This is a genomic window from Mesorhizobium maamorense, from assembly GCF_044998965.1.
GTDB lineage: Bacteria > Pseudomonadota > Alphaproteobacteria > Rhizobiales > Rhizobiaceae > Mesorhizobium.
The window spans coordinates 4186783-4203715 of record NZ_CP173356.1 but is presented as its reverse complement, the minus strand read 5'-3'; the positions used below and the strand labels follow the sequence as shown (position 1 = coordinate 4203715).

Genomic DNA, 16933 nt, shown 5'->3' with positions numbered 1-16933 from the left:
CATGAACGACCGATCCCGGCCAATTTGTCCTCCATGCATCTTCAAAACCGGTTTTTGCGCGTTGCCAGTGACATGACCAAGCACGACCCACTTTCCCCCGAGCCCTTGCACCGCGCCATCGCGCACTTCGGCCAGGCCACCGTGCTGGTGGTCGGCGATCTCATCCTTGACCGGTTCGTCAACGGCATCATCGAGCGGATTTCGCCTGAAGCGCCGATCCCGGTGCTCCATGGGCGCGGCGAGAGCCTGGCGATGGGCGGCGCCGGCAATGTCGTGGCCAACATCATCTCGCTCGGCGCCGCCGCCATTCCGGTCTCGGTGATCGGCTCTGATACGGCAGGCGACAGCCTGGTGCGCATGCTCGGCGAGCTTGGCGCCGACACGACAGGCCTGGCGCGGGAGCGCGGCCGCATGACGTCGTCCAAGAGCCGCTTCAGCGCGCTCAACCAGCAGGTGCTGCGCTTCGACGAGGAAGAGATCAAGCCGCTCGGCGCGGCGGAGCGCGCGGCGCTGGTCCGGCATTTCCGCGCCGCGCTGGCGCACGCCGACATCGTCATCCTGTCGGATTACGGCAAGGGCATCCTGCTCGACGGCGTCGCCGGCGAATTGATCGCGATCTGCCGCGAGGCGGGAAAGCCGGTGCTGGTCGATCCGAAGGGCCGGGATTATGCACGCTATGCCGGCGCGACCGCCATCACGCCCAACCGCAAGGAACTCGGCGAAGCGGTCGAACGGCCGGTGTTCAGCGATGACGAGATCGTGGCCGCTGCGCGCGAGCTGCTTGCGGCGCATGGCTTCGACTTCGTCGTCGCCACGCGCAGCGAAAAGGGCATGAGCGTCGTCGGTCCGACGGAGGCGCGCCACATCGCCACGCAGGCGCGCGAAGTGTTCGATGTGTCGGGCGCCGGCGATACGGTGATCGCGACCTTCGCGCTGGCGCTTGCCGCCAGCGCCGATCCGGCCGCGGCCGCCTCGATCGCCAATGCAGCCGGCGGCGTTGTGGTGGGCAAGCGAGGCACGGCGCGGCTGACGGTCGAGGAACTCAACGGCGCGCTGTTTCGATCGCACGGTCCGAGCGTCCACAGGGATGCCATCCTCGACGCCAAATCGGCCGCACGGCTGGTGGCGGCGTGGAAGGAGGAAGGCCTCAGCGTCGGCTTCACCAATGGCTGTTTCGACATCCTTCATGCCGGCCATGTCAGCCTGCTGCACGCGGCGCGCAGCCAGTGCGACCGGCTGGTGCTCGGCCTCAACAGCGATGCCTCGGTGCGCCGGCTGAAGGGGCCGGAACGGCCCGTCAACGACCAGCACGACCGCGCCTGCGTGCTGGCGGCGCTCGCGTCGGTCGACGCGGTGGTGGTCTTCGACGAGGACACGCCGCTGGCGCTGATCGAGGCGCTTCTGCCCGACATACTCGTCAAGGGCGCCGACTACACGGTCGACACCGTGGTCGGCGCGGACGTGGTGCAGAAAGCGGGCGGGCGCGTGGTCCTGGTCGATCTCGTCGCCGGCAAGAGCACGACCGGCACCATCGGCAGGCTGCGCTCGGCCGGCAACAAGAATTGAGGGTTTCATGTCCGAACTGAACGATTACCTGGTCCGCTCGGCGGCCGCGATCACGGCGCTGGTCGAGCGCGATCTAACAGGCGCGATGGAACGTGCGGCGAGCGCGATCGTCGCCGCCCTTGCGTCGGGCAAGGCGCTGCTGATCTGCGGCAATGGCGGTTCGGCCAGCGACGCCATTCACATCGCCGGCGAACTGGTCGGCCGCTTTCTCAAGGAGCGCAAGGGCTACAATGTCATCGCGCTGCCGGCCAATGCCGCGGTGCTGACCGCCTGGGGCAACGATTACGGCTTCGACACCGTTTTTTCGCGCCAAGTCGAGGCGCATGGCGCGGCCGGCGGCGTGCTTCTGGCGATCTCGACCAGCGGCAATTCGCCGAGCATCCTGGCGGCCGCCGAACAGGCGCGGACCATGGGCATGACGGTGATCAGCCTGACAGGCGACACAGGCGGCAAGCTCGCGCCGCTGACCGACATCCTGCTCAACGTGCCCTCGACCTCGACGCCGATCATCCAGCAGGGGCATCTGTGCCTCTACCATCACCTGTGCGAGGTGGTGGAAGCGCGCCTCAGCAATGGCTGACAAGGCGCCGCACCCGTTGGCCGAGCCGGGCCTGTGGGTGGAGCGGATCGGCGGCAGGGTTTTTCCCGCCGGCCAGCCGGCGCTGTTCCTCGATCGCGACGGCACCATCAATGTCGATACCGACTATCCCAGCGATCCGGCCGAGATCGAGCTCCGGCCGCAGATGTTGCCGGCGATCGCCGCCGCCAACAATGCCGGCATCCCGGTCGTGGTGGTGACCAACCAGTCCGGCATCGCGCGCGGCTATTTCGGTTGGAGTGCCTTCGCCGATGTGAACCGCCGCGTGCTCGACCTGTTGCGCGATCAGGGCGTTGTCGTGGACATGGTGCTGGCCTGCGCCTACCACGAGGCTGGCGTGGGGCCGCTGGGCATATCGGATCACCCGATGCGCAAACCCAATCCCGGCATGCTCTTCGAGGCGGCGAGACGCCTCGATCTCGATCTCCGGCGGTCCGTGATCGTCGGCGACAAGCTGGCCGACATGGAGGCAGGCCTGGGCGCCGGCCTGCCGCAGGGCTGGCTCGTCGGCGGCGAGGCGCAGCTTCGCTCCGGCTTCGTCATCAGGCCCTTGCGGGACAGCAGCGACCTCGACGGTCTCATCGCCGCCATAGGGCGGCTCGATGGCCGGGACAAGCGGTCTTGATCCGGACCTGACCGCTCACGCCGGTTCGCTGCCTTGCGAGGCCTCATACAGTTTGGCCTCGGTGGCGAAGGAATAGATCATCACCGACATCGAATAGACGAAGCCGTGCCGGCCGCACAGGAAGTAGCGCTTGGCCAGATAGAATTTCAGGAAGTTGCCGAGCGGCGAAAGCACCAGCCGCACCAGGCCCGGCTTCCTGCCTTTCTCGACCAGGGTGGCCGCCTTGAGGCTGGAATAGGCATTTGCCCGGGCCAGATCCTCCTCGACCGATATTTCGCGGCGATGCAGCAGCACGCCGCTTTCGATCGTGCTGGTCTCGCCGGAAACGCCGAAGGATTCATGGACCCGCGCGGTCACGTCCATGGTCGCACCTTCCCGGCGGAAAAGCCGCAACAGCCTGTTGTGCAGCACCCAGCGATGGGCATAGCCGTAGCCCTTCAGCCAGTCGCGGCGGCGGATGTACCATCCGCTGATGCCGGCATTCGCCGTCTCGACCGCCGCCATGATCGACTGCCGCAGCCGGTCGTCGACGCGTTCGTCCGGGTCGATCGAAAGACACCAGGGCTGCGTGGCGTGGTCGAGCGCGAGTTGCCGCTGATGCGGAAAACCCGGCCAGCCATTGTGCAGCAGCTTTATCGGATAGCCCTCAGCGACAAACTGCCGAACGATGTCCAACGTGGCGTCGGTGGAGCCTGAATCGACGATGACGATCTCGGCGCAAAAATCGATGCTTTCGAGGCACGGGCCGATCATATCGGCCTCGTTCATGCAGATGATGAGCGCCGAAATCGGGCTTGCAAACCTGGTCATGGTCCCTTCCACGGCGGATTGTCCTTGGAACTTACGCTGCTTGGGCAAGGAAACCAATCAGGCGCCAAATCGCACAGGACGATCCGGCTGCCTGCGCCTGTCCGTTATCAACGCGGCGGCGATGTGGCGAAATTTCGGAATTCGCTTGGCCGGGCGCCGCAATCGATCGGCGTCACGGCCGCTCGAACGAGACCAACCCTTCATCCTTGACCCGGCGGATGGTGAGGGCTGTGCGCACCGTGTCGACGTTCGGCGTGGAGGTCAGTTCCTCGATGACAAAGGTCTGGAAGGCGCCGAGGTCGCTTGCCACGCAGTGCAGGAGGAAATCGGATTCGCCCGACACCATCCAGGCATCGCGTACGACCGGCCAGCCGCGCGTGCGCTCAGCGAAGATGCGAAGCTCGGCATCGGCCTGATGGTGCAGGCCGACCAGGCAGAAGGCGACCACGTCGAGACCGAGCGCCGGCGCGTTGAGCAGCGCCCGATAGCCGCGAATGATGCCGGCTTCCTCCAGTCGCTTGACGCGGCGCAGGCAAGGCGGTGCCGAAATGCCGACGCGGTTCGACAGTTCGACATTGGTCATGCGCCCATCTGCCTGCAATTCGCGAAGGATCTTCCAGTCGATTGCGTCGAGGTCGGCCTTGAGCGGCATTTCGGGGCTTTCGATGATTACGGGTGGCGAAAGAATCTTGCGGGATTTTGTAATTAAACGACTTTGCTGTCCACGCCATCCCCCACGCGGAAATCCACGCAGCACCAGAGCGGTTCGCCCGGTGCGACAAAGCTTTCCGGGGACGAGCGCCAACTTGCCTTGCTGGTGTCGTGGGCAACACTTACATTACGCGCGACATCGACGAGTTTTCCATGCCGCAAACGCCGGCAGCCCTCCGCAGAGGCTTTTCATGACCACCAAGCACGCGCCTGTCCTCATCATCGGTTCCGGCCCGGCCGGTTATACCGCGGCGATCTATGCCGCCCGCGCCATGCTGAAGCCGATGCTGGTCGCCGGCCTGCAGCAGGGGGGCCAGCTGATGATCACCACCGACGTCGAGAACTATCCCGGTTTCGGCGAACCCATCCAGGGTCCGTGGCTGATGAGCGAGATGCTCAGGCAGGCCGAGCATGTCGGCACCGACATCATCGCCGACATCATCACCGAGGTCGATCTCAACGTGCGGCCGTTCCGCGCAACCGGCGATTCCGGCACCGTCTACACGGCCGATGCCCTGATCATCGCCACCGGCGCGCAGGCCAAATGGCTTGGCATTCCGACCGAACAGACGTTCATGGGCTTCGGCGTATCGGCTTGCGCCACCTGCGACGGCTTCTTCTACCGCGGCAAGGATGTCGCGGTGGTCGGCGGCGGCAATTCGGCGGTGGAAGAAGCACTCTATCTGTCGAACCTCGCCAAGAGCGTGACGGTCATCCACAGGCGCTCGGACTTCCGCGCCGAACGCATCCTGCGCGAGCGGCTCTTGAAGAAGGACAATGTCCGCGTCATCTGGGACACGGTTGTCGACGAGATCACCGGCCGTCCGGGCAAGACGCCACTGCCGCCTTCGGTCGAAGGGTTGAAGCTGCGCAACGTGGTGACGGGTGTCGAGACGCAGCTCGAGGTCGACGGCGTGTTCGTCGCGATCGGCCATGCGCCGGCGGTCGAGCTGTTCGTCGGCAAGCTGAAGCAGAAGCCGAACGGCTATCTGTGGACGGCGCCGGATTCGACCCGCACCGACGTGCCCGGCGTGTTCGCCGCCGGCGACGTGACCGACGATATATACCGCCAGGCGGTGACTGCGGCGGGGCTGGGCTGCATGGCGGCGCTCGAGGCGGAGAAGTACCTGGCCGGCATCGAGGTGCATCGCGAGGCGGCCGAATAGCGGTTCGCAAACTGTTGAAAGAACGGCTTAGAAACGCCGTGTAAAAGCCTGATTTTTCATTCAGACGCCAAACAGGAACGAGGGGAATCATGGCGTTGGACTGGGACAAGCTACGCGTGTTTCACGCTGCGGCGGAAGCGGGGTCGTTTACACATGCGGCCGAGACGCTGCATCTGTCGCAATCGGCGATTTCGCGCCAGGTCAGCGCGCTCGAGCACGATGTCGGCGTGCCGCTGTTCAACCGTCACGCCCGCGGCCTGGTGCTGACCGAACAGGGCGAGATGCTGTTCCGCACGGCGCATGACGTGCTGATGAAGCTCGAGACCATCAAGTCGCGGCTGACCGAGACCAAGGACCGCCCCTCCGGCGTGCTCAGGGTCACGACCACGGTCGGGCTCGGCGCCGGCTGGCTGACCGAGCGCGTGCAGGAGTTCATCGAGCTCTATCCTGAAATCAGCCTGCAACTGATCCTCGCCAACGAGGAGCTCGACCTCACCATGCGCCAGGCCGATTGCGCCATCCGGCTGCGCCAGCCGCAGCAGCCGGACCTTATCCAGCGCCGCCTGTTCACGGTGCATTTCCACCTCTATGCTTCGCCAGGCTATATCGCCAAGCATGGCAGGCCGGCTTCGGTGGCCGAGCTCAAGGCGCATCGCATCGTCACTTTCGGCGTGCCGGTGCCCGCGCATCTGTCGGAGCTGAACTGGCTGGAAACGGTCGGCGATTTCGAGGGCGGCCAGCGCGTGCCGACGCTGCAGATCAACGACATATTGTCGATCAAGCGCGCGGTGCAGGGCGGCGCCGGCATCGCCATGCTGCCCGACTATGTCATCTCCAAGGATTCCGGCCTGGTGCAGCTCCTGCCGGAAACGGAGGTGCCTTCCTTCGACACCTATTTCGCCTACCCGGACGCGATGAAGAACCAGGCGAAGCTGCACGTATTTCGCGACTTCATCATCGCCAAGGCGCGGAGCTGGTCGTATTGACCGGAGATCGTGCAGACCCTCACCCCCGCCAGCGCGTCAGGCGGGGCAGCCAGGCGGGCACGTTGCGGCGGTAGGTTTGGTATTCATCGCCATAGCGGCGTGCGAGCGTCGGCTCCTCGTACAGCTTGACGAAGGTGGCCATGGCCGCGGCTGCCATGGCGGCGTAGGCGACAAGCGTCCAGCTTGAAAACAGCAGTGCCTGGCCGATGATGATCGACAGCACCGCCACATACATCGGATTGCGGACATGGCGGTAGAGCCCGCCGACCACCAGTCTCTCGGTCGGAGCGACCGGAGCAGGCGTGCCGAGGCCTTCAAGCGCAAAGCAGGCGAATGCATGCAGCAGCGCCGCCACGGCGACCGCGATGAGGATCCAGCCAAGAGGGGCAAGACCCGGCAGGCTCGACCATGGCCGGTCCCAGCGATCCGTCAGCAGCCACGGCACGAGGCCGGCGACGATACAGGGTGCCGCGATGAAGAACGCAGCACTGCCGGCGATCGCCGAAAAGGTCCGCATTGCTTGTCTCCCGCCTGAAGCATGTCACGCCCAAACCGATTCCCGCGACGCGCTCAAGTCTTTGTTGTTCACGTCGCTGCCGAACCGAGGACACTTTGCGCGACATGCATTAGTTGCCTCGGAAATAAACGCCTGCTGCCTCATTCCACGCCATTGCGCATTTTTGACATTTCGGGATGAAAACCGAGCGTGATTCGCGATTCCGCCGTGACAATTGTCTCATTGCGGGTTCCGCTTCGGTGATTCTGCTGGTCCTATTGGGTCCAGAAATGGCTTAGACCACAGCCTGCGTCTTTTTGCATGCGTGTGTTGCAAAATAGATGCTTGTTTCTTGGGCATGATGAGCACATATATAGTTCATCTCCTGGGCGCGTTCTCCTCCCATTAGCGCCCTCGAGTGTTCCCCTCTGGAGGTTAGCCTTAACAGGCACTTCCAATCAAACTCAGCCGGATCTTCATTGATCCGGCTTTTTTGTTGCCCGGACGCTGCCGGAAGGGCGGGAAAATCCACCGAAATAGCCACGTAACAGTGACATGTAACCTCTGGTAACATGTCAAAGGCGCTCGGCTCCTGCTAAGCAGATCATAGGACGCGGTGTGGTCGGACGGGAGATGGGGGCATCACTCGGACGATCCGGGCTCAGGCGGCTACCGCGTCCGAACCTTCTTCCGCCGAAGCAGCGACTTCAAGATGCGGCGGACCTGCCGTTTCTCCTCCCAAGAAAACGGTCCGCAAACAAAACGGCGTCCGGCCCCCCCCCGGGCGTCGTTTTTTGTTTGCGCCCTCTCGAACAAGGTTCGAGAGGGCACTCACCCAAATCTTTGTGGATGTCGATGTCCCAAAGCCGAGATCACTTTAGACGACATGCATCAGTATCAGGCTGCCTTGCCGTTGGCATTCATCGCTTCGTCGGCGAGCCGGCCGGTGAGTTCGGCCATGTGGTCGAAGACGGCGCGGTAGCTGGCGACGCCTGAGGTGGCCGAGCGCAGCTCGATGATCAGATCGCCGATCTCGGATTGCGGCATGGTCGCCTCGACGACATCCCATCCTGGCCAGCCGGGCCGCGCGTCGTAGCCGAGGATCTGGCCGCGCCGCTGCGGGATCAGCGCGATGATCTTCGAGGTCGCATCGGAGGGCGTCACGATCTCGACCTTCATCACTGGCTCCAGGAGCACGGGCGAACAGCCCGCCATGCCTTCCTTCATGGCAAGCTTGGCCGCCATCTGGAAGGCCATGTCGGAGGAATCGACCGCGTGGTAGGAGCCGTCCGACAGGTTGACGGCGACGTCGACGACGGGAAAGCCGAGCGGGCCCGACTTCAGGTAATCGCGTATGCCGCTTTCGACCGACTGGATGTAGGTCTTGGGCACCACGCCGCCGGTGATGGTATCGGTGAACTGGAAACCTGCGCCGCGCGGCAGCGGCTTTATCTCGATCACCACATCGCCGAACTGGCCGTGGCCGCCGGACTGCTTCTTGTGGCGGCCGCGCTGCTGCGCCGATTTGCGGATAGTCTCGCGGTAGGGCACCGCCGGCGGATGGCCTTCGACCGGAATCTGGTTCTTGCCCTCGAGCCGTTCGCGTACGACGCGCAGGTGCATTTCTCCATGGCCCGACAGCACGGTCTCGGCCGAGTCCTGGTTATGATGCAGGCTGAGCGAGGGATCTTCTTCGGCCAGCCGTTGGATGGCGGCTGACATCTTCACCTCGTCCTTGCGCTCCTTCGGCCGCAAGGCGAAAGCGAAGACAGGCTGCGGCGGCTCGAACTGGAGCAGCGGCTTCATGCCGCCCTTGGCCGAGGTCAGCGTCTGGCCGGTCTTGACCGCGTCCAGCTTGCCGAGCGCGACCGTGTCGCCGGTCTTCGCCGCGGTGAGCTTCGACTGGTCCTTGCCAAGCATCCTGTAGATGCCGGACACCTTTGCCATGTCGCCGCCGGGCAGCCAGAGCTCGGAGCCATCGGCGACCTGTCCCGAAAGGATGCGCGACACCGACAATTTGCCTCCATGCGGCGTATGGATGGTCTTCATCACCTGAACCACGGTCGCGTTGCCTTCGGGGGCGCCGAGCCGTTTGCCGGTCGCGTCGATGTCGGGCGCATCATGGCGGATCGCCTTCAGGAGACGCAGCACGCCATTGCCTTTCTCTGCGGTGCCGATCAGCACCGGCGTGACGGCGCCGTCGCGCAGATCCGCGGCAAGATCGTCGAAGACCGCGTCTTTGGGCGGCTCGATCTCCTCGAGCAGCTGTTCCATCAACTGGTCGTCATGGTCGGCCAGCCGTTCCAGCATCGAAAAACGGGCTTCCAGCTCACGCGCCTTTTCGTCGCCGGGTATCTGGGCCACCTCGCTCTCGGCATATTCGCGGTAGATGTAGGCGCGTTCCAGCGCCAGGTCGATCGAGCCAATGACGACGCCGTCCTTGCGCAGCGGTATCTGGCGCAGAAGCAACGGCACCGCACTTGCCGGCTGCAGCATCTTCAACGTGTCGCGCACGCCGGCAATCGCCTTGTCGACCTTGTTGAGAAACAGGATGCGCGGCACGCCGAGATCGTCGAGCTTGCGCATGATGAGCTGGAGGGCGGGGATCTTCTTCTCGTCGGCCTCGGCGACGACCACCGCGAGGTCGCAGGCGGCCAGCACCGGTTCGGCCTCGAAGGAGAATTCGATCGATCCGGGACAGTCGACGAAGGTGAACTGCTCGCCCATGAATTCTGTGGTGGCGAAGGTCGCCTCGACGCTCATGGCGTGCGCGCGCGCCTCGGGCGAATGATCTGAAACGGTGTTTCCCGAGGAAACCGGGTTCTGGCGGGGAATGGCGCCCGTGCGGGCCAATATGGCTTCGAGAAGTGTCGTCTTACCGCTTGCGAAGGGACCGACTATGGCAATGCATTTCGGTCCCGTGCGTCGTCCTCCGGCGCGATTACCCATGACTGACCTCCACTCAGGCGTTTCCCTGGAGACCGACTGGCATTCATGGTTCAGGCCAAGGTCAGTCGGTCCTGAGCGGCGGCCGGCCTGTTCGACCGTCGCGGGCGGGCTTGTCTTCAACCGGCCCAAAGGTATCGTCCCACTTGTTTGCCGGCAGGGCAAGGAAAATAGGTAGCCTCAGGGGCTGAGCGCGCGGGGCGGTCACCGCTGCCTTGCAAGCCGAACAGACCCGGTTGCGTCGCCGGCCATATCGGCCGAAACTAGTATCTCGAAAGAAGAGCGGCGTCGCCGCCGCCCGCATCGCCACCAGTTCCAGGGATCGAACGATGAAGATCATTGCCTGCGGCAGCACGCCGACCGTCATCGCACCGGAAAAGTACTTCACCGGCCGGGTGCTGCAGACGCCGATCATCGAGAAGGAGGCTCCGGCACGGCTGCGGGCGATATTGGTCAGCTTCGAGCCGGGCGCGCGGACCCACTGGCACACGCATCCGCTTGGCCAGACGCTGTACGTCACGTCGGGCGCCGGCCTCGCTCAGACCTGGGGCGGTCTCATCCAGGAGATCAGGGCAGGGGACGTCATCTCGTTCGCGCCAGGCGAAAAGCACTGGCATGGCGCCGGGCCGAAAACGGCCATGACGCATATAGCCATGCAGGAAGCGCTCCAGGGCGTGCATGCCGACTGGCTGGAAGCGGTGACGCCGGCCCAATATGGCGGCTGAGTACCGTGTCGAGCCGATCTAAAAACCCGGCGTTTGGCCGGGTTTTGTTTTCACGATCAGGTCAGTGATGCCGTAAAGCGCTGGATGCGCGTGCACGCTTCCTCTAGCAGCGTCTCCGACGTGGCGTAGGAGATGCGGAAGTTCGGACCGAGGCCGAAGGCCGAACCGAATACCACCGCCACGCCCTCGGCCTCGAGCAGCTCCGAGCAGAAGGCCTCGTCGGTGTCGATCACCTTGCCGGCCTTGGTCTTCTTGCCGATCAGCTGGGCACAGGATGGATAGACGTAGAAGGCGCCTTCCGGCGACGGACAAGAGATGCCGCGCGCCTGGTTGAGCATCGAGACGACGAGGTCGCGACGCCCCTGGAAGATAGCCTTGTTCTTGGCGATGAAGTCCTGCGGGCCGTTCAGCGCTTCGACCGAAGCCCACTGCGCGATGGTGCAGGCGCCCGATGTCTGCTGGCCCTGGATCATGTCCATCGCCTTGATCAACTGGACGGGACCCGCGGCGTAGCCAATGCGCCAGCCGGTCATGGCATAGGCTTTCGACACGCCGTTCATGGTCAGCGTGCGCTCATAGAGCTTCGGCTCGACCTCGGCGATGGTCTTGAAGACGAAGTCGCCATAGGTCAGATGCTCGTACATGTCGTCGGTCAGCGTCCAGACATGCGGATGCCTGAGCAGCACGTCGGCGAGCGACCGAAGCTCGGCCTCGGTGTAGGCGGCGCCCGACGGGTTCGACGGCGAGTTCATCAGCAGCCACTTTGTGCGCGGCGTGATGGCCTTTTCCAGTACTTCTGCCGTCAGCTTGAAGCCGTTGTCGATCGAAGTGTCGGCGAACACCGAGGTGCCGCCGCAGATCGCCACCATCTCGGGATAGCTGACCCAATAGGGGCGTGGGATGATGACCTCGTCGCCGGGATTCAGCGTCGCCATGAAGGCGTTGAACAGGATCTGCTTGCCGCCAGTACCGACGATTGTCTGTTCGGGCTTGTAGTCGAGATTGTTCTCGCGCTTGAATTTCTTCGCGATCGCTTCGCGCAGCGGTGCGATGCCAGACACCGGCGGATATTTGGTCTCACCACGGCGGATGGCCTCGATCGCCGCATTCTTGATGTTGTCGGGCGTATCGAAATCCGGTTCGCCGGCACCCAGGCCAATGACGTCGCGGCCGGCATTTTTCAGCTCGCGGGCTTTCTGCGTCACCGCGATGGTGGCGGAAGGCTTCACGCGGGAAAGGGTGTCGGCAAGGAAGGCCATGACCTTTTTTCTCTCCAGAAAGGATCAGCGCGGCCAGGAGCGGCCGCGGCGCTTCTCATGTCGCATCATTCCCGTGAGTGCAAGCATTGTCGGCTGGGCCAGTGCCGCAAGGAGGTCAATGAGCCGTGATCGGCAACAGAAAGTTCATTAACGGGCGGTAGAGGCTTGCGTGGCAGGATCGTAACCCAATTGCGCCAGTTCGCGGAGCGAGGAACCTTGTCGCGCAGCATCGGGCTTGCCCATATCATCCGTCATGATGACGGCACCTCGTCAGGTGTCTGGGGCATTTATACGTTGCAAAGCGCCTTCCAGCCGATCTTCGCCTTCAGGGAAGGCAAGCTGTCGGTTGCCGCCTTCGAGGGCTTGATCCGGCCGTTCCGCGACGGCGAGCCGCAATCGCCAATGAGCTTCTTCAGCACCTGCCCGGCCGCCGACCGGCTCCATATCGAGGCGCTGACCAGGACGCTGCATCTGCTGAATGCCGGCGCCTGCCTGCCGCAGGAAGCGTCGATCTTCGTCAATTTCGATCCGTCGGTGTTCACCGAGCGCGCCGTTGCCGACAATGCCTTGCGCGAAATGCGCCTGGTGCTGCACGAGGCCGGCATCGATCCGGGCCGTGTCGTGTGCGAGGTGACCGAGCAGCGTCCAGCCTCGCAGGAGACCCTGCACGGTTTCGTCGCGGCGTTGAAGGGCAACGGCTTTCGCATTGCCGTCGATGACTATGGCGCCGACGATTCCGACATCAACCGCATCAAGGAGTTGAAACCCGACATCGTCAAGTTCGATGCCCACTGGATCACGCAGTTGATGGAGTCCGGCGCCGGCTTCGCGCTGCTGACGTCCATGGTGAAAAGCTTCGAGGCACAAGGCATCCGCACCGTGTTCGAGGGCATCGAGGAAGGCTGGCAGCTGGAGCTGGCCGAGAAATCCGGGGCTTCGATGGTCCAGGGTTTCGTGCTGGCACGGCCGGAACTGGCGCCGACCAGCTTCCGCGTCTTCGGCGAGGACGGCCCATCGCCTGCCGCCGACAGTGCATCTTCCGTCCCGGCAGCCGCGCCGCATACCGCGCGGGCGGCGAAAGCCTTTGGGCGCAGGGGCACACGATGAGGCCCGAGCGGCGGCGCGATGTCGGCGATGCGATCTTCATGGACGAGGTCGGTATCGAATATGGCGTTTATGGCGACTTCCGCCTGCGCAGCGCCTACCAGCCGATCTTCGCGCCGCGCGGCCGCTTCCTGCACGCAATCGCGGTCGAGGGCCTGATAGAGCCGCATCGCGCCGGCCGGCCGGGCGCCGCACGGGCGTTCTTCGAAGGCGTCGCGGCCGAGGACCGGCTGTTCGTCGAAACCATGTGCCGCGTGCTGCATCTCAGGAACTTCCGCAACATCGGCGTCGACGGGCTCGATCTGTTCTTCAACTACAATCCATTGGTCAACGCCCATCGGGGCCGGGCCTTGGCCGAAATCCGGCTGATGAGCAGGCATCTCGGCGAGCTCGGCCTGGCCCCCGGCATGCTGGTCTGCGAAATCACCGAACAGGCGGCCGACGACACGCTGCTGGCCAGGCTGGTGCGCGAGATGCGCCGCGACGGCATCCGCATCGCCATCGACGATTTCGGCACCGGCCACTCGACCGAGGAGCGGGTCAGCCTGCTCAAGCCCGATATCGTCAAGATCGACGGTGGCTGGTTCGCGCAATTCTGCCGCCACGCCGCCGCCGAGCGGTTCTTCCGCCCGCTGGTCTCCAGCCTGCACGACCGCGGCGCCAAGGTCCTGGTCGAGGGCATCGAACAGCCCACCCATCTGCGCGTCGCGCTCGATGGCGGCGTCGACCTGCTGCAAGGTTTTCTACTCGCCCGGCCGGCGCTGGCCGGGGTGATCTTCGACGAGCGACCGCTCGCCATCGACGCGCTGCTGGGCAGGGACAGCAAGGTGGTGCCGCTGTTCGGGTAGCGCCGTGTGCTACACATCAGCGGCGCTGATCGTCGCGCCAAAACTAATCATTGGTGAGGACGGCGCGGCTACGATAATCGCGTCTGCACATGGCAGCGCTCGGGGGACCAGCGATGATACTTTACAGCATGATCGACAGCGGCAACTGCTACAAGCCGCGCCTGCTGATGGCCAAGCTCGGCCTCCCTTTCACCACTGTCGAGGTGAGTTCGCACACGGGCGATACGCGAAAAGCGGATTTCGTCGCCAAGAATCCGAACGCCATGGTGCCGCTGCTGGAGCTCGACGACGGAAGGCGGATCGCTGAATCCAACGCCATCCTGCTCTACCTCGCCGAGGGCACGCGCTTCCTGCCCGCGGACAAGTATGAGCGCGGGCTCGCCTATCAATGGCTGTTCTTCGAACAGTACAGCCACGAGCCCTATATCGCCGTGCGCAAGGCGCTGCTGACCTTTCCCGAAAGGGCCAAGGACGCGACGCCGGAGCGGCTGGCGGTGACACTGGAGCGCGGCAACAAGGCGCTCGGTGTCATGAATAAATACCTGGAGAACAACGCGTTCTTCGCCGGAAGCGCCTACAGCGTCGCCGACATTGCGCTCTACGCTTATACGCATACGGCGGAGCAGGGCGGCTTCCAGCTCGACGCCTACCCGGCGGTGGCTGCGTGGCTAAAACGAGTGGAAGCGGATCCGGGGCATGTGCCGATGGAGTGGGTGGGGTAGCTTTATCCTCAACCTCGTCGCCGCCTCGCGGCTCTTTGGGGGCGGGGCACGCGTCAACAGGCGCGAGGCCCGGCCGCCCATCGTCCGGGAAGCTGCGCGGGAGCTATTTCAACAGATGGTCGTAGTCGGCATAGGGTGCCGATCCAGAACCAGATCACATCTTCATTGTTGCGTATGGCAACAGCCGGTAGTTTCGTCGACCCGCGCCGACCAATAGCAACCGACCTGCTTGAAATGTAAGGAGGGATGAAAAGGATCGGAACGCAGTCTGAGAAAACTCCTGTCCGCCTTTGCTTTGATCGACGATGACAGTTTTCATAAGCCTTCCAGAATGATGGAGAGGCGCCGTGATTCACAGAGGGCGAGTCCGGCCGGCGCGATGGTCAGCCAATGCCTGTTCGGCAAGCTTGTCCAATCGCCCCGCCCTCACGTCGGCCTCGATCTGCCGATCCCACAGGTCCGCCTGGAGCGCCTCGAACCATGCGGCAAACGCCTTCAACTCCTCGGGGCTCAGTTCGGTGATGGACTTTTCGATTTGCTCAAGCTTGGTCATGGCCGGATAATACCACTCTAGTGGTACCACAGGTGGGACTCCAGGGTCGGCTTTACATGCCTGGAATCCAGGCAAATAAAAGGCGGGACAATGCCCGCCTTCCCATTTCGGTAGCCTGATCGGGAGCGTCCGGTCCGGGCTGGCAGCTATCTGCTGATCCGGCTTGTCGGGTCTTTCCGCTCCGGCGCGCTTCTCGCGCGACCGTCAGTACATCCGTGACTTGCCGCGCGCCCCGGGCTGTCGCCCGGCGCGCGCCATTTTCAAAATCAGGCTGCCTTGCTCAGAGATCCAGCGGACGACTTGCCAGTGCGGCGGTCCTGCTCGATCTCGAAGTTGATCTTCTGGCCTTCGACCAGGGTCGACAGTCCAGCGCGCTCGACAGCGGAGATGTGGACGAAAACGTCCGCGCCGCCCGCGTCAGGCTGGATGAAGCCGAAGCCCTTGGTGGCGTTGAACCACTTGACCGTTCCAGTTGCCATAAAAATAGTCCTTCACATTTGCTTTGGTTTGACCGAACCGAGGTCCAGCCGGTGTGCATCGAGATTTTGGAGATAGACGTCAGCAAACGCGAAGATCGCGAGGCCCGGATCGATCGGCCGAAATATCAATGGGGCTGATATAGGCTGCTTTCGCACGAAATACAAGACTGCGTGAGAAAGCCGTGATCGAGGGACCGCCCAATGGCCGCCCCAATCCGGTGAAACCGTTGCGTCAGATGGCGCTGTCCGTGAGCCGCGCATCAGGGGAGAGGACCATGAAGACCATTCTGCTGGCAGCATGCCTGACGCTGATTGCCGCCGAGGCGCAGGCGATCTCGCGCTACGATCCGACGCGGATGGAGTGTGGCCGCGTGCAGGCGACGATCGCGCGGCAGGGCGCCGTCATCCTGCGTTACCAGTCGAGGCGGGTACCGGGACTGCCACTCTACGACCGCTACGTGCAGAGCCAGCAATTCTGCACCATGGGCGAGGTGAGGACACGCGCCTATGTGCCGAGCGCCGATACGAAATCCTGCCCGGTCTACAATTGCAAGCGACCGGACAACGACCGGCGTTTCCGCCGGCGGTTTTTTCATAACGACTAGGCCATAGCCTGGCGCGGCTGTTATCGCGTCAAAATCCGAACGAGACCTGCGCTGGCGGCGGCGGGCCGACGCGCACGCCTTCCATGGCCAGCATCTTTTCCTTGGTGGTCGAGCCGCCGGGCGCGGAGAAGCCGCCGATCTTGCCGCCGGCGGCGACGATGCGGTGACACGGAATGACCAGAGGCACCGGATTGGCGCCAAGCGCGGCACCCGTTTCGCGCGGCAGGCCGGCATGGCCGGCGCGCTTGGCCAGTTCGCCATAGGTGGTGGTTTCACCATAGGCTAGCTTTCGCGCCGCGCCATAGATGGCGAGGCGGAAATCGTCGATGCCGTCGAGATCGACCGGCACGGAGGAGAAATCGACGTCCTCGCCTGCCGCATAGGCCTTGATCGAGGCGATCAGCTCGACCACCCACGGCGGCTGCACGGTAGCGGCCGAAACGCCGGCATGGCGCAGCAGCCGCCGTTCCACTGCCTCGCGGCTGCGTTCGGGCAGGCAGAGCCGGATCAGGCCCTTTTCGCTCCAGGCAATCCCCATGAAGCCGATCACTGTTTCTAACACTGCGTGGCCGGCTGTGATCTGCGACGGCGTTTGCATGGCGTGCTCCTTTCGCAAAATGGCCAGAAACCGGCATTCATGCCGGTACATATCAGGAACAATATGGCATTTCGGCCCGAGTCTCGCCACCCGAAAACCACCTGAGCGCCCCGATTGCTCGCCAGGAATCGCTGGT

Annotated in this window: 19 protein-coding genes; 10 read left to right on the top strand and 9 right to left on the bottom strand. The window is 63.8% G+C overall.

The window, feature by feature from the left end; all coding sequences use genetic code 11:
• Positions 1-72 precede the first annotated feature (72 nt).
• The 3 genes from rfaE1 to ACIU1A_RS20970 are packed head-to-tail and all read left to right on the top strand — an operon-like array spanning position 73 to position 2789.
• Complete coding sequence (gene rfaE1 / locus ACIU1A_RS20980) at positions 73-1566, top strand: D-glycero-beta-D-manno-heptose-7-phosphate kinase (RefSeq protein WP_404925184.1); 1494 nt, start codon at positions 73-75, stop codon at positions 1564-1566.
• Positions 1567-1573: 7 nt separating this feature from the next.
• Positions 1574-2146 carry an SIS domain-containing protein gene (locus ACIU1A_RS20975; RefSeq protein ID WP_404925183.1) on the top strand — a complete coding sequence of 191 codons (573 nt, stop codon included), beginning with the start codon at positions 1574-1576 and terminating at the stop codon, positions 2144-2146.
• Entirely contained in the window at positions 2139-2789 is a 651-nt protein-coding gene (locus tag ACIU1A_RS20970; protein WP_140516809.1) for an HAD-IIIA family hydrolase, read from the top strand. The genes ACIU1A_RS20975 and ACIU1A_RS20970 overlap by 8 nt, the downstream gene beginning before the upstream one ends.
• A 15-nt stretch (positions 2790-2804) precedes the next feature.
• Here ACIU1A_RS20970 and ACIU1A_RS20965 read toward each other — a convergent pair whose 3' ends face one another.
• Both ACIU1A_RS20965 and ACIU1A_RS20960 read right to left on the bottom strand, forming a co-directional pair.
• Complete coding sequence (locus tag ACIU1A_RS20965; RefSeq protein WP_404925182.1) at positions 2805-3599, bottom strand: glycosyltransferase family 2 protein; 795 nt, start codon at positions 3597-3599, stop codon at positions 2805-2807.
• A gap of 172 nt (positions 3600-3771) precedes the next feature.
• A complete protein-coding gene (locus ACIU1A_RS20960; protein WP_140495956.1) occupies positions 3772-4251 on the bottom strand; it encodes an Lrp/AsnC family transcriptional regulator in 480 nt (159 codons plus the stop codon).
• 250 nt (positions 4252-4501) lie between these two features.
• Here ACIU1A_RS20960 and trxB point away from each other — a divergent pair, with 250 nt between their 5' ends.
• Together trxB and ACIU1A_RS20950 are read left to right on the top strand one after the other, a co-directional pair.
• A complete protein-coding gene (gene trxB / locus ACIU1A_RS20955) occupies positions 4502-5476 on the top strand; it encodes a thioredoxin-disulfide reductase (protein WP_140495955.1) in 975 nt (324 codons plus the stop codon).
• 89 nt (positions 5477-5565) lie between these two features.
• A complete protein-coding gene (locus ACIU1A_RS20950; protein ID WP_140495954.1) occupies positions 5566-6462 on the top strand; it encodes a LysR family transcriptional regulator in 897 nt (298 codons plus the stop codon).
• Positions 6463-6481: 19 nt separating this feature from the next.
• Here ACIU1A_RS20950 and ACIU1A_RS20945 read toward each other — a convergent pair whose 3' ends face one another.
• The 3 genes from ACIU1A_RS20945 to ACIU1A_RS20935 all read right to left on the bottom strand — a co-directional run bounded on the left by ACIU1A_RS20945 (position 6482) and on the right by ACIU1A_RS20935 (position 10244).
• Positions 6482-6979, bottom strand: coding sequence for an isoprenylcysteine carboxylmethyltransferase family protein (locus ACIU1A_RS20945; protein ID WP_140897372.1), 498 nt, complete (start codon positions 6977-6979; stop codon positions 6482-6484).
• A gap of 876 nt (positions 6980-7855) precedes the next feature.
• On the bottom strand, positions 7856-9907 hold the full coding sequence (locus tag ACIU1A_RS20940) for an elongation factor G (protein WP_404925181.1): 2052 nt from the start codon (positions 9905-9907) through the stop codon (positions 7856-7858).
• A 61-nt stretch (positions 9908-9968) separates the two neighbouring features.
• Positions 9969-10244: a hypothetical protein gene (locus ACIU1A_RS20935; RefSeq protein WP_404925180.1), complete on the bottom strand. Its 276-nt coding sequence runs from the start codon at positions 10242-10244 to the stop codon at positions 9969-9971.
• On the opposite strand from ACIU1A_RS20935, the gene ACIU1A_RS20930 reads away from it, so the two are divergent.
• Positions 10234-10629 carry a cupin domain-containing protein gene (locus ACIU1A_RS20930; RefSeq protein WP_404925179.1) on the top strand — a complete coding sequence of 132 codons (396 nt, stop codon included), beginning with the start codon at positions 10234-10236 and terminating at the stop codon, positions 10627-10629. The genes ACIU1A_RS20935 and ACIU1A_RS20930 overlap by 11 nt on opposite strands.
• A gap of 56 nt (positions 10630-10685) precedes the next feature.
• Here ACIU1A_RS20930 and ACIU1A_RS20925 read toward each other — a convergent pair whose 3' ends face one another.
• Complete coding sequence (locus ACIU1A_RS20925) at positions 10686-11888, bottom strand: pyridoxal phosphate-dependent aminotransferase (RefSeq protein ID WP_140495950.1); 1203 nt, start codon at positions 11886-11888, stop codon at positions 10686-10688.
• A 216-nt stretch (positions 11889-12104) separates the two neighbouring features.
• Here ACIU1A_RS20925 and ACIU1A_RS20920 point away from each other — a divergent pair, with 216 nt between their 5' ends.
• The 3 genes from ACIU1A_RS20920 (at position 12105) to ACIU1A_RS20910 (ending at position 14562) form a co-directional block, all read left to right on the top strand.
• Positions 12105-12995 carry an EAL domain-containing protein gene (locus ACIU1A_RS20920; RefSeq protein WP_404925178.1) on the top strand — a complete coding sequence of 297 codons (891 nt, stop codon included), beginning with the start codon at positions 12105-12107 and terminating at the stop codon, positions 12993-12995.
• Complete coding sequence (locus tag ACIU1A_RS20915) at positions 12992-13840, top strand: EAL domain-containing protein (RefSeq protein WP_140495948.1); 849 nt, start codon at positions 12992-12994, stop codon at positions 13838-13840. Before ACIU1A_RS20920 ends, ACIU1A_RS20915 begins: the two co-directional genes overlap by 4 nt.
• A 113-nt stretch (positions 13841-13953) precedes the next feature.
• Positions 13954-14562: a glutathione S-transferase family protein gene (locus tag ACIU1A_RS20910; protein ID WP_140556017.1), complete on the top strand. Its 609-nt coding sequence runs from the start codon at positions 13954-13956 to the stop codon at positions 14560-14562.
• A gap of 352 nt (positions 14563-14914) precedes the next feature.
• Here ACIU1A_RS20910 and ACIU1A_RS20905 read toward each other — a convergent pair whose 3' ends face one another.
• On the bottom strand, positions 14915-15115 hold the full coding sequence (locus ACIU1A_RS20905) for an iron-containing alcohol dehydrogenase (protein WP_140524867.1): 201 nt from the start codon (positions 15113-15115) through the stop codon (positions 14915-14917).
• Positions 15116-15381: 266 nt separating this feature from the next.
• Positions 15382-15594, bottom strand: coding sequence for a cold-shock protein (locus tag ACIU1A_RS20900; protein ID WP_010910991.1), 213 nt, complete (start codon positions 15592-15594; stop codon positions 15382-15384).
• Positions 15595-15869: 275 nt separating this feature from the next.
• Here ACIU1A_RS20900 and ACIU1A_RS20895 point away from each other — a divergent pair, with 275 nt between their 5' ends.
• Positions 15870-16199, top strand: coding sequence for a hypothetical protein (locus ACIU1A_RS20895; RefSeq protein ID WP_140495945.1), 330 nt, complete (start codon positions 15870-15872; stop codon positions 16197-16199).
• 28 nt (positions 16200-16227) lie between these two features.
• Here the strand turns inward: ACIU1A_RS20895 and ACIU1A_RS20890 are convergent, their stop codons facing one another.
• The gene (locus ACIU1A_RS20890; protein ID WP_140524866.1) at positions 16228-16797 is read right to left on the bottom strand and encodes a methylated-DNA--[protein]-cysteine S-methyltransferase; all 570 of its coding nucleotides are present in this window, start codon (positions 16795-16797) and stop codon (positions 16228-16230) included.
• Positions 16798-16933 lie beyond the last annotated feature (136 nt).

What these genes read in the sequence shown, in the direction of transcription:
- rfaE1 (WP_404925184.1), top strand. Translation starts at nt 73, where the DNA reads ATGACCAAGCACGACCCACTTTCCCCCGAGCCCTTGCACCGCGCCATC.
- ACIU1A_RS20975 (WP_404925183.1), top strand. Translation starts at nt 1,574, where the DNA reads ATGTCCGAACTGAACGATTACCTGGTCCGCTCGGCGGCCGCGATCACG.
- ACIU1A_RS20970 (WP_140516809.1), top strand. Translation starts at nt 2,139, where the DNA reads ATGGCTGACAAGGCGCCGCACCCGTTGGCCGAGCCGGGCCTGTGGGTG.
- ACIU1A_RS20965 (WP_404925182.1), bottom strand. Translation starts at nt 3,599, where the DNA reads ATGACCAGGTTTGCAAGCCCGATTTCGGCGCTCATCATCTGCATGAAC.
- ACIU1A_RS20960 (WP_140495956.1), bottom strand. Translation starts at nt 4,251, where the DNA reads ATGCCGCTCAAGGCCGACCTCGACGCAATCGACTGGAAGATCCTTCGC.
- trxB (WP_140495955.1), top strand. Translation starts at nt 4,502, where the DNA reads ATGACCACCAAGCACGCGCCTGTCCTCATCATCGGTTCCGGCCCGGCC.
- ACIU1A_RS20950 (WP_140495954.1), top strand. Translation starts at nt 5,566, where the DNA reads ATGGCGTTGGACTGGGACAAGCTACGCGTGTTTCACGCTGCGGCGGAA.
- ACIU1A_RS20945 (WP_140897372.1), bottom strand. Translation starts at nt 6,979, where the DNA reads ATGCGGACCTTTTCGGCGATCGCCGGCAGTGCTGCGTTCTTCATCGCG.
- ACIU1A_RS20940 (WP_404925181.1), bottom strand. Translation starts at nt 9,907, where the DNA reads ATGGGTAATCGCGCCGGAGGACGACGCACGGGACCGAAATGCATTGCC.
- ACIU1A_RS20930 (WP_404925179.1), top strand. Translation starts at nt 10,234, where the DNA reads ATGAAGATCATTGCCTGCGGCAGCACGCCGACCGTCATCGCACCGGAA.
- ACIU1A_RS20935 (WP_404925180.1), bottom strand. Translation starts at nt 10,244, where the DNA reads ATGATCTTCATCGTTCGATCCCTGGAACTGGTGGCGATGCGGGCGGCG.
- ACIU1A_RS20925 (WP_140495950.1), bottom strand. Translation starts at nt 11,888, where the DNA reads ATGGCCTTCCTTGCCGACACCCTTTCCCGCGTGAAGCCTTCCGCCACC.
- ACIU1A_RS20915 (WP_140495948.1), top strand. Translation starts at nt 12,992, where the DNA reads ATGAGGCCCGAGCGGCGGCGCGATGTCGGCGATGCGATCTTCATGGAC.
- ACIU1A_RS20910 (WP_140556017.1), top strand. Translation starts at nt 13,954, where the DNA reads ATGATACTTTACAGCATGATCGACAGCGGCAACTGCTACAAGCCGCGC.
- ACIU1A_RS20905 (WP_140524867.1), bottom strand. Translation starts at nt 15,115, where the DNA reads ATGACCAAGCTTGAGCAAATCGAAAAGTCCATCACCGAACTGAGCCCC.
- ACIU1A_RS20900 (WP_010910991.1), bottom strand. Translation starts at nt 15,594, where the DNA reads ATGGCAACTGGAACGGTCAAGTGGTTCAACGCCACCAAGGGCTTCGGC.
- ACIU1A_RS20895 (WP_140495945.1), top strand. Translation starts at nt 15,870, where the DNA reads ATGAAGACCATTCTGCTGGCAGCATGCCTGACGCTGATTGCCGCCGAG.
- ACIU1A_RS20890 (WP_140524866.1), bottom strand. Translation starts at nt 16,797, where the DNA reads ATGCAAACGCCGTCGCAGATCACAGCCGGCCACGCAGTGTTAGAAACA.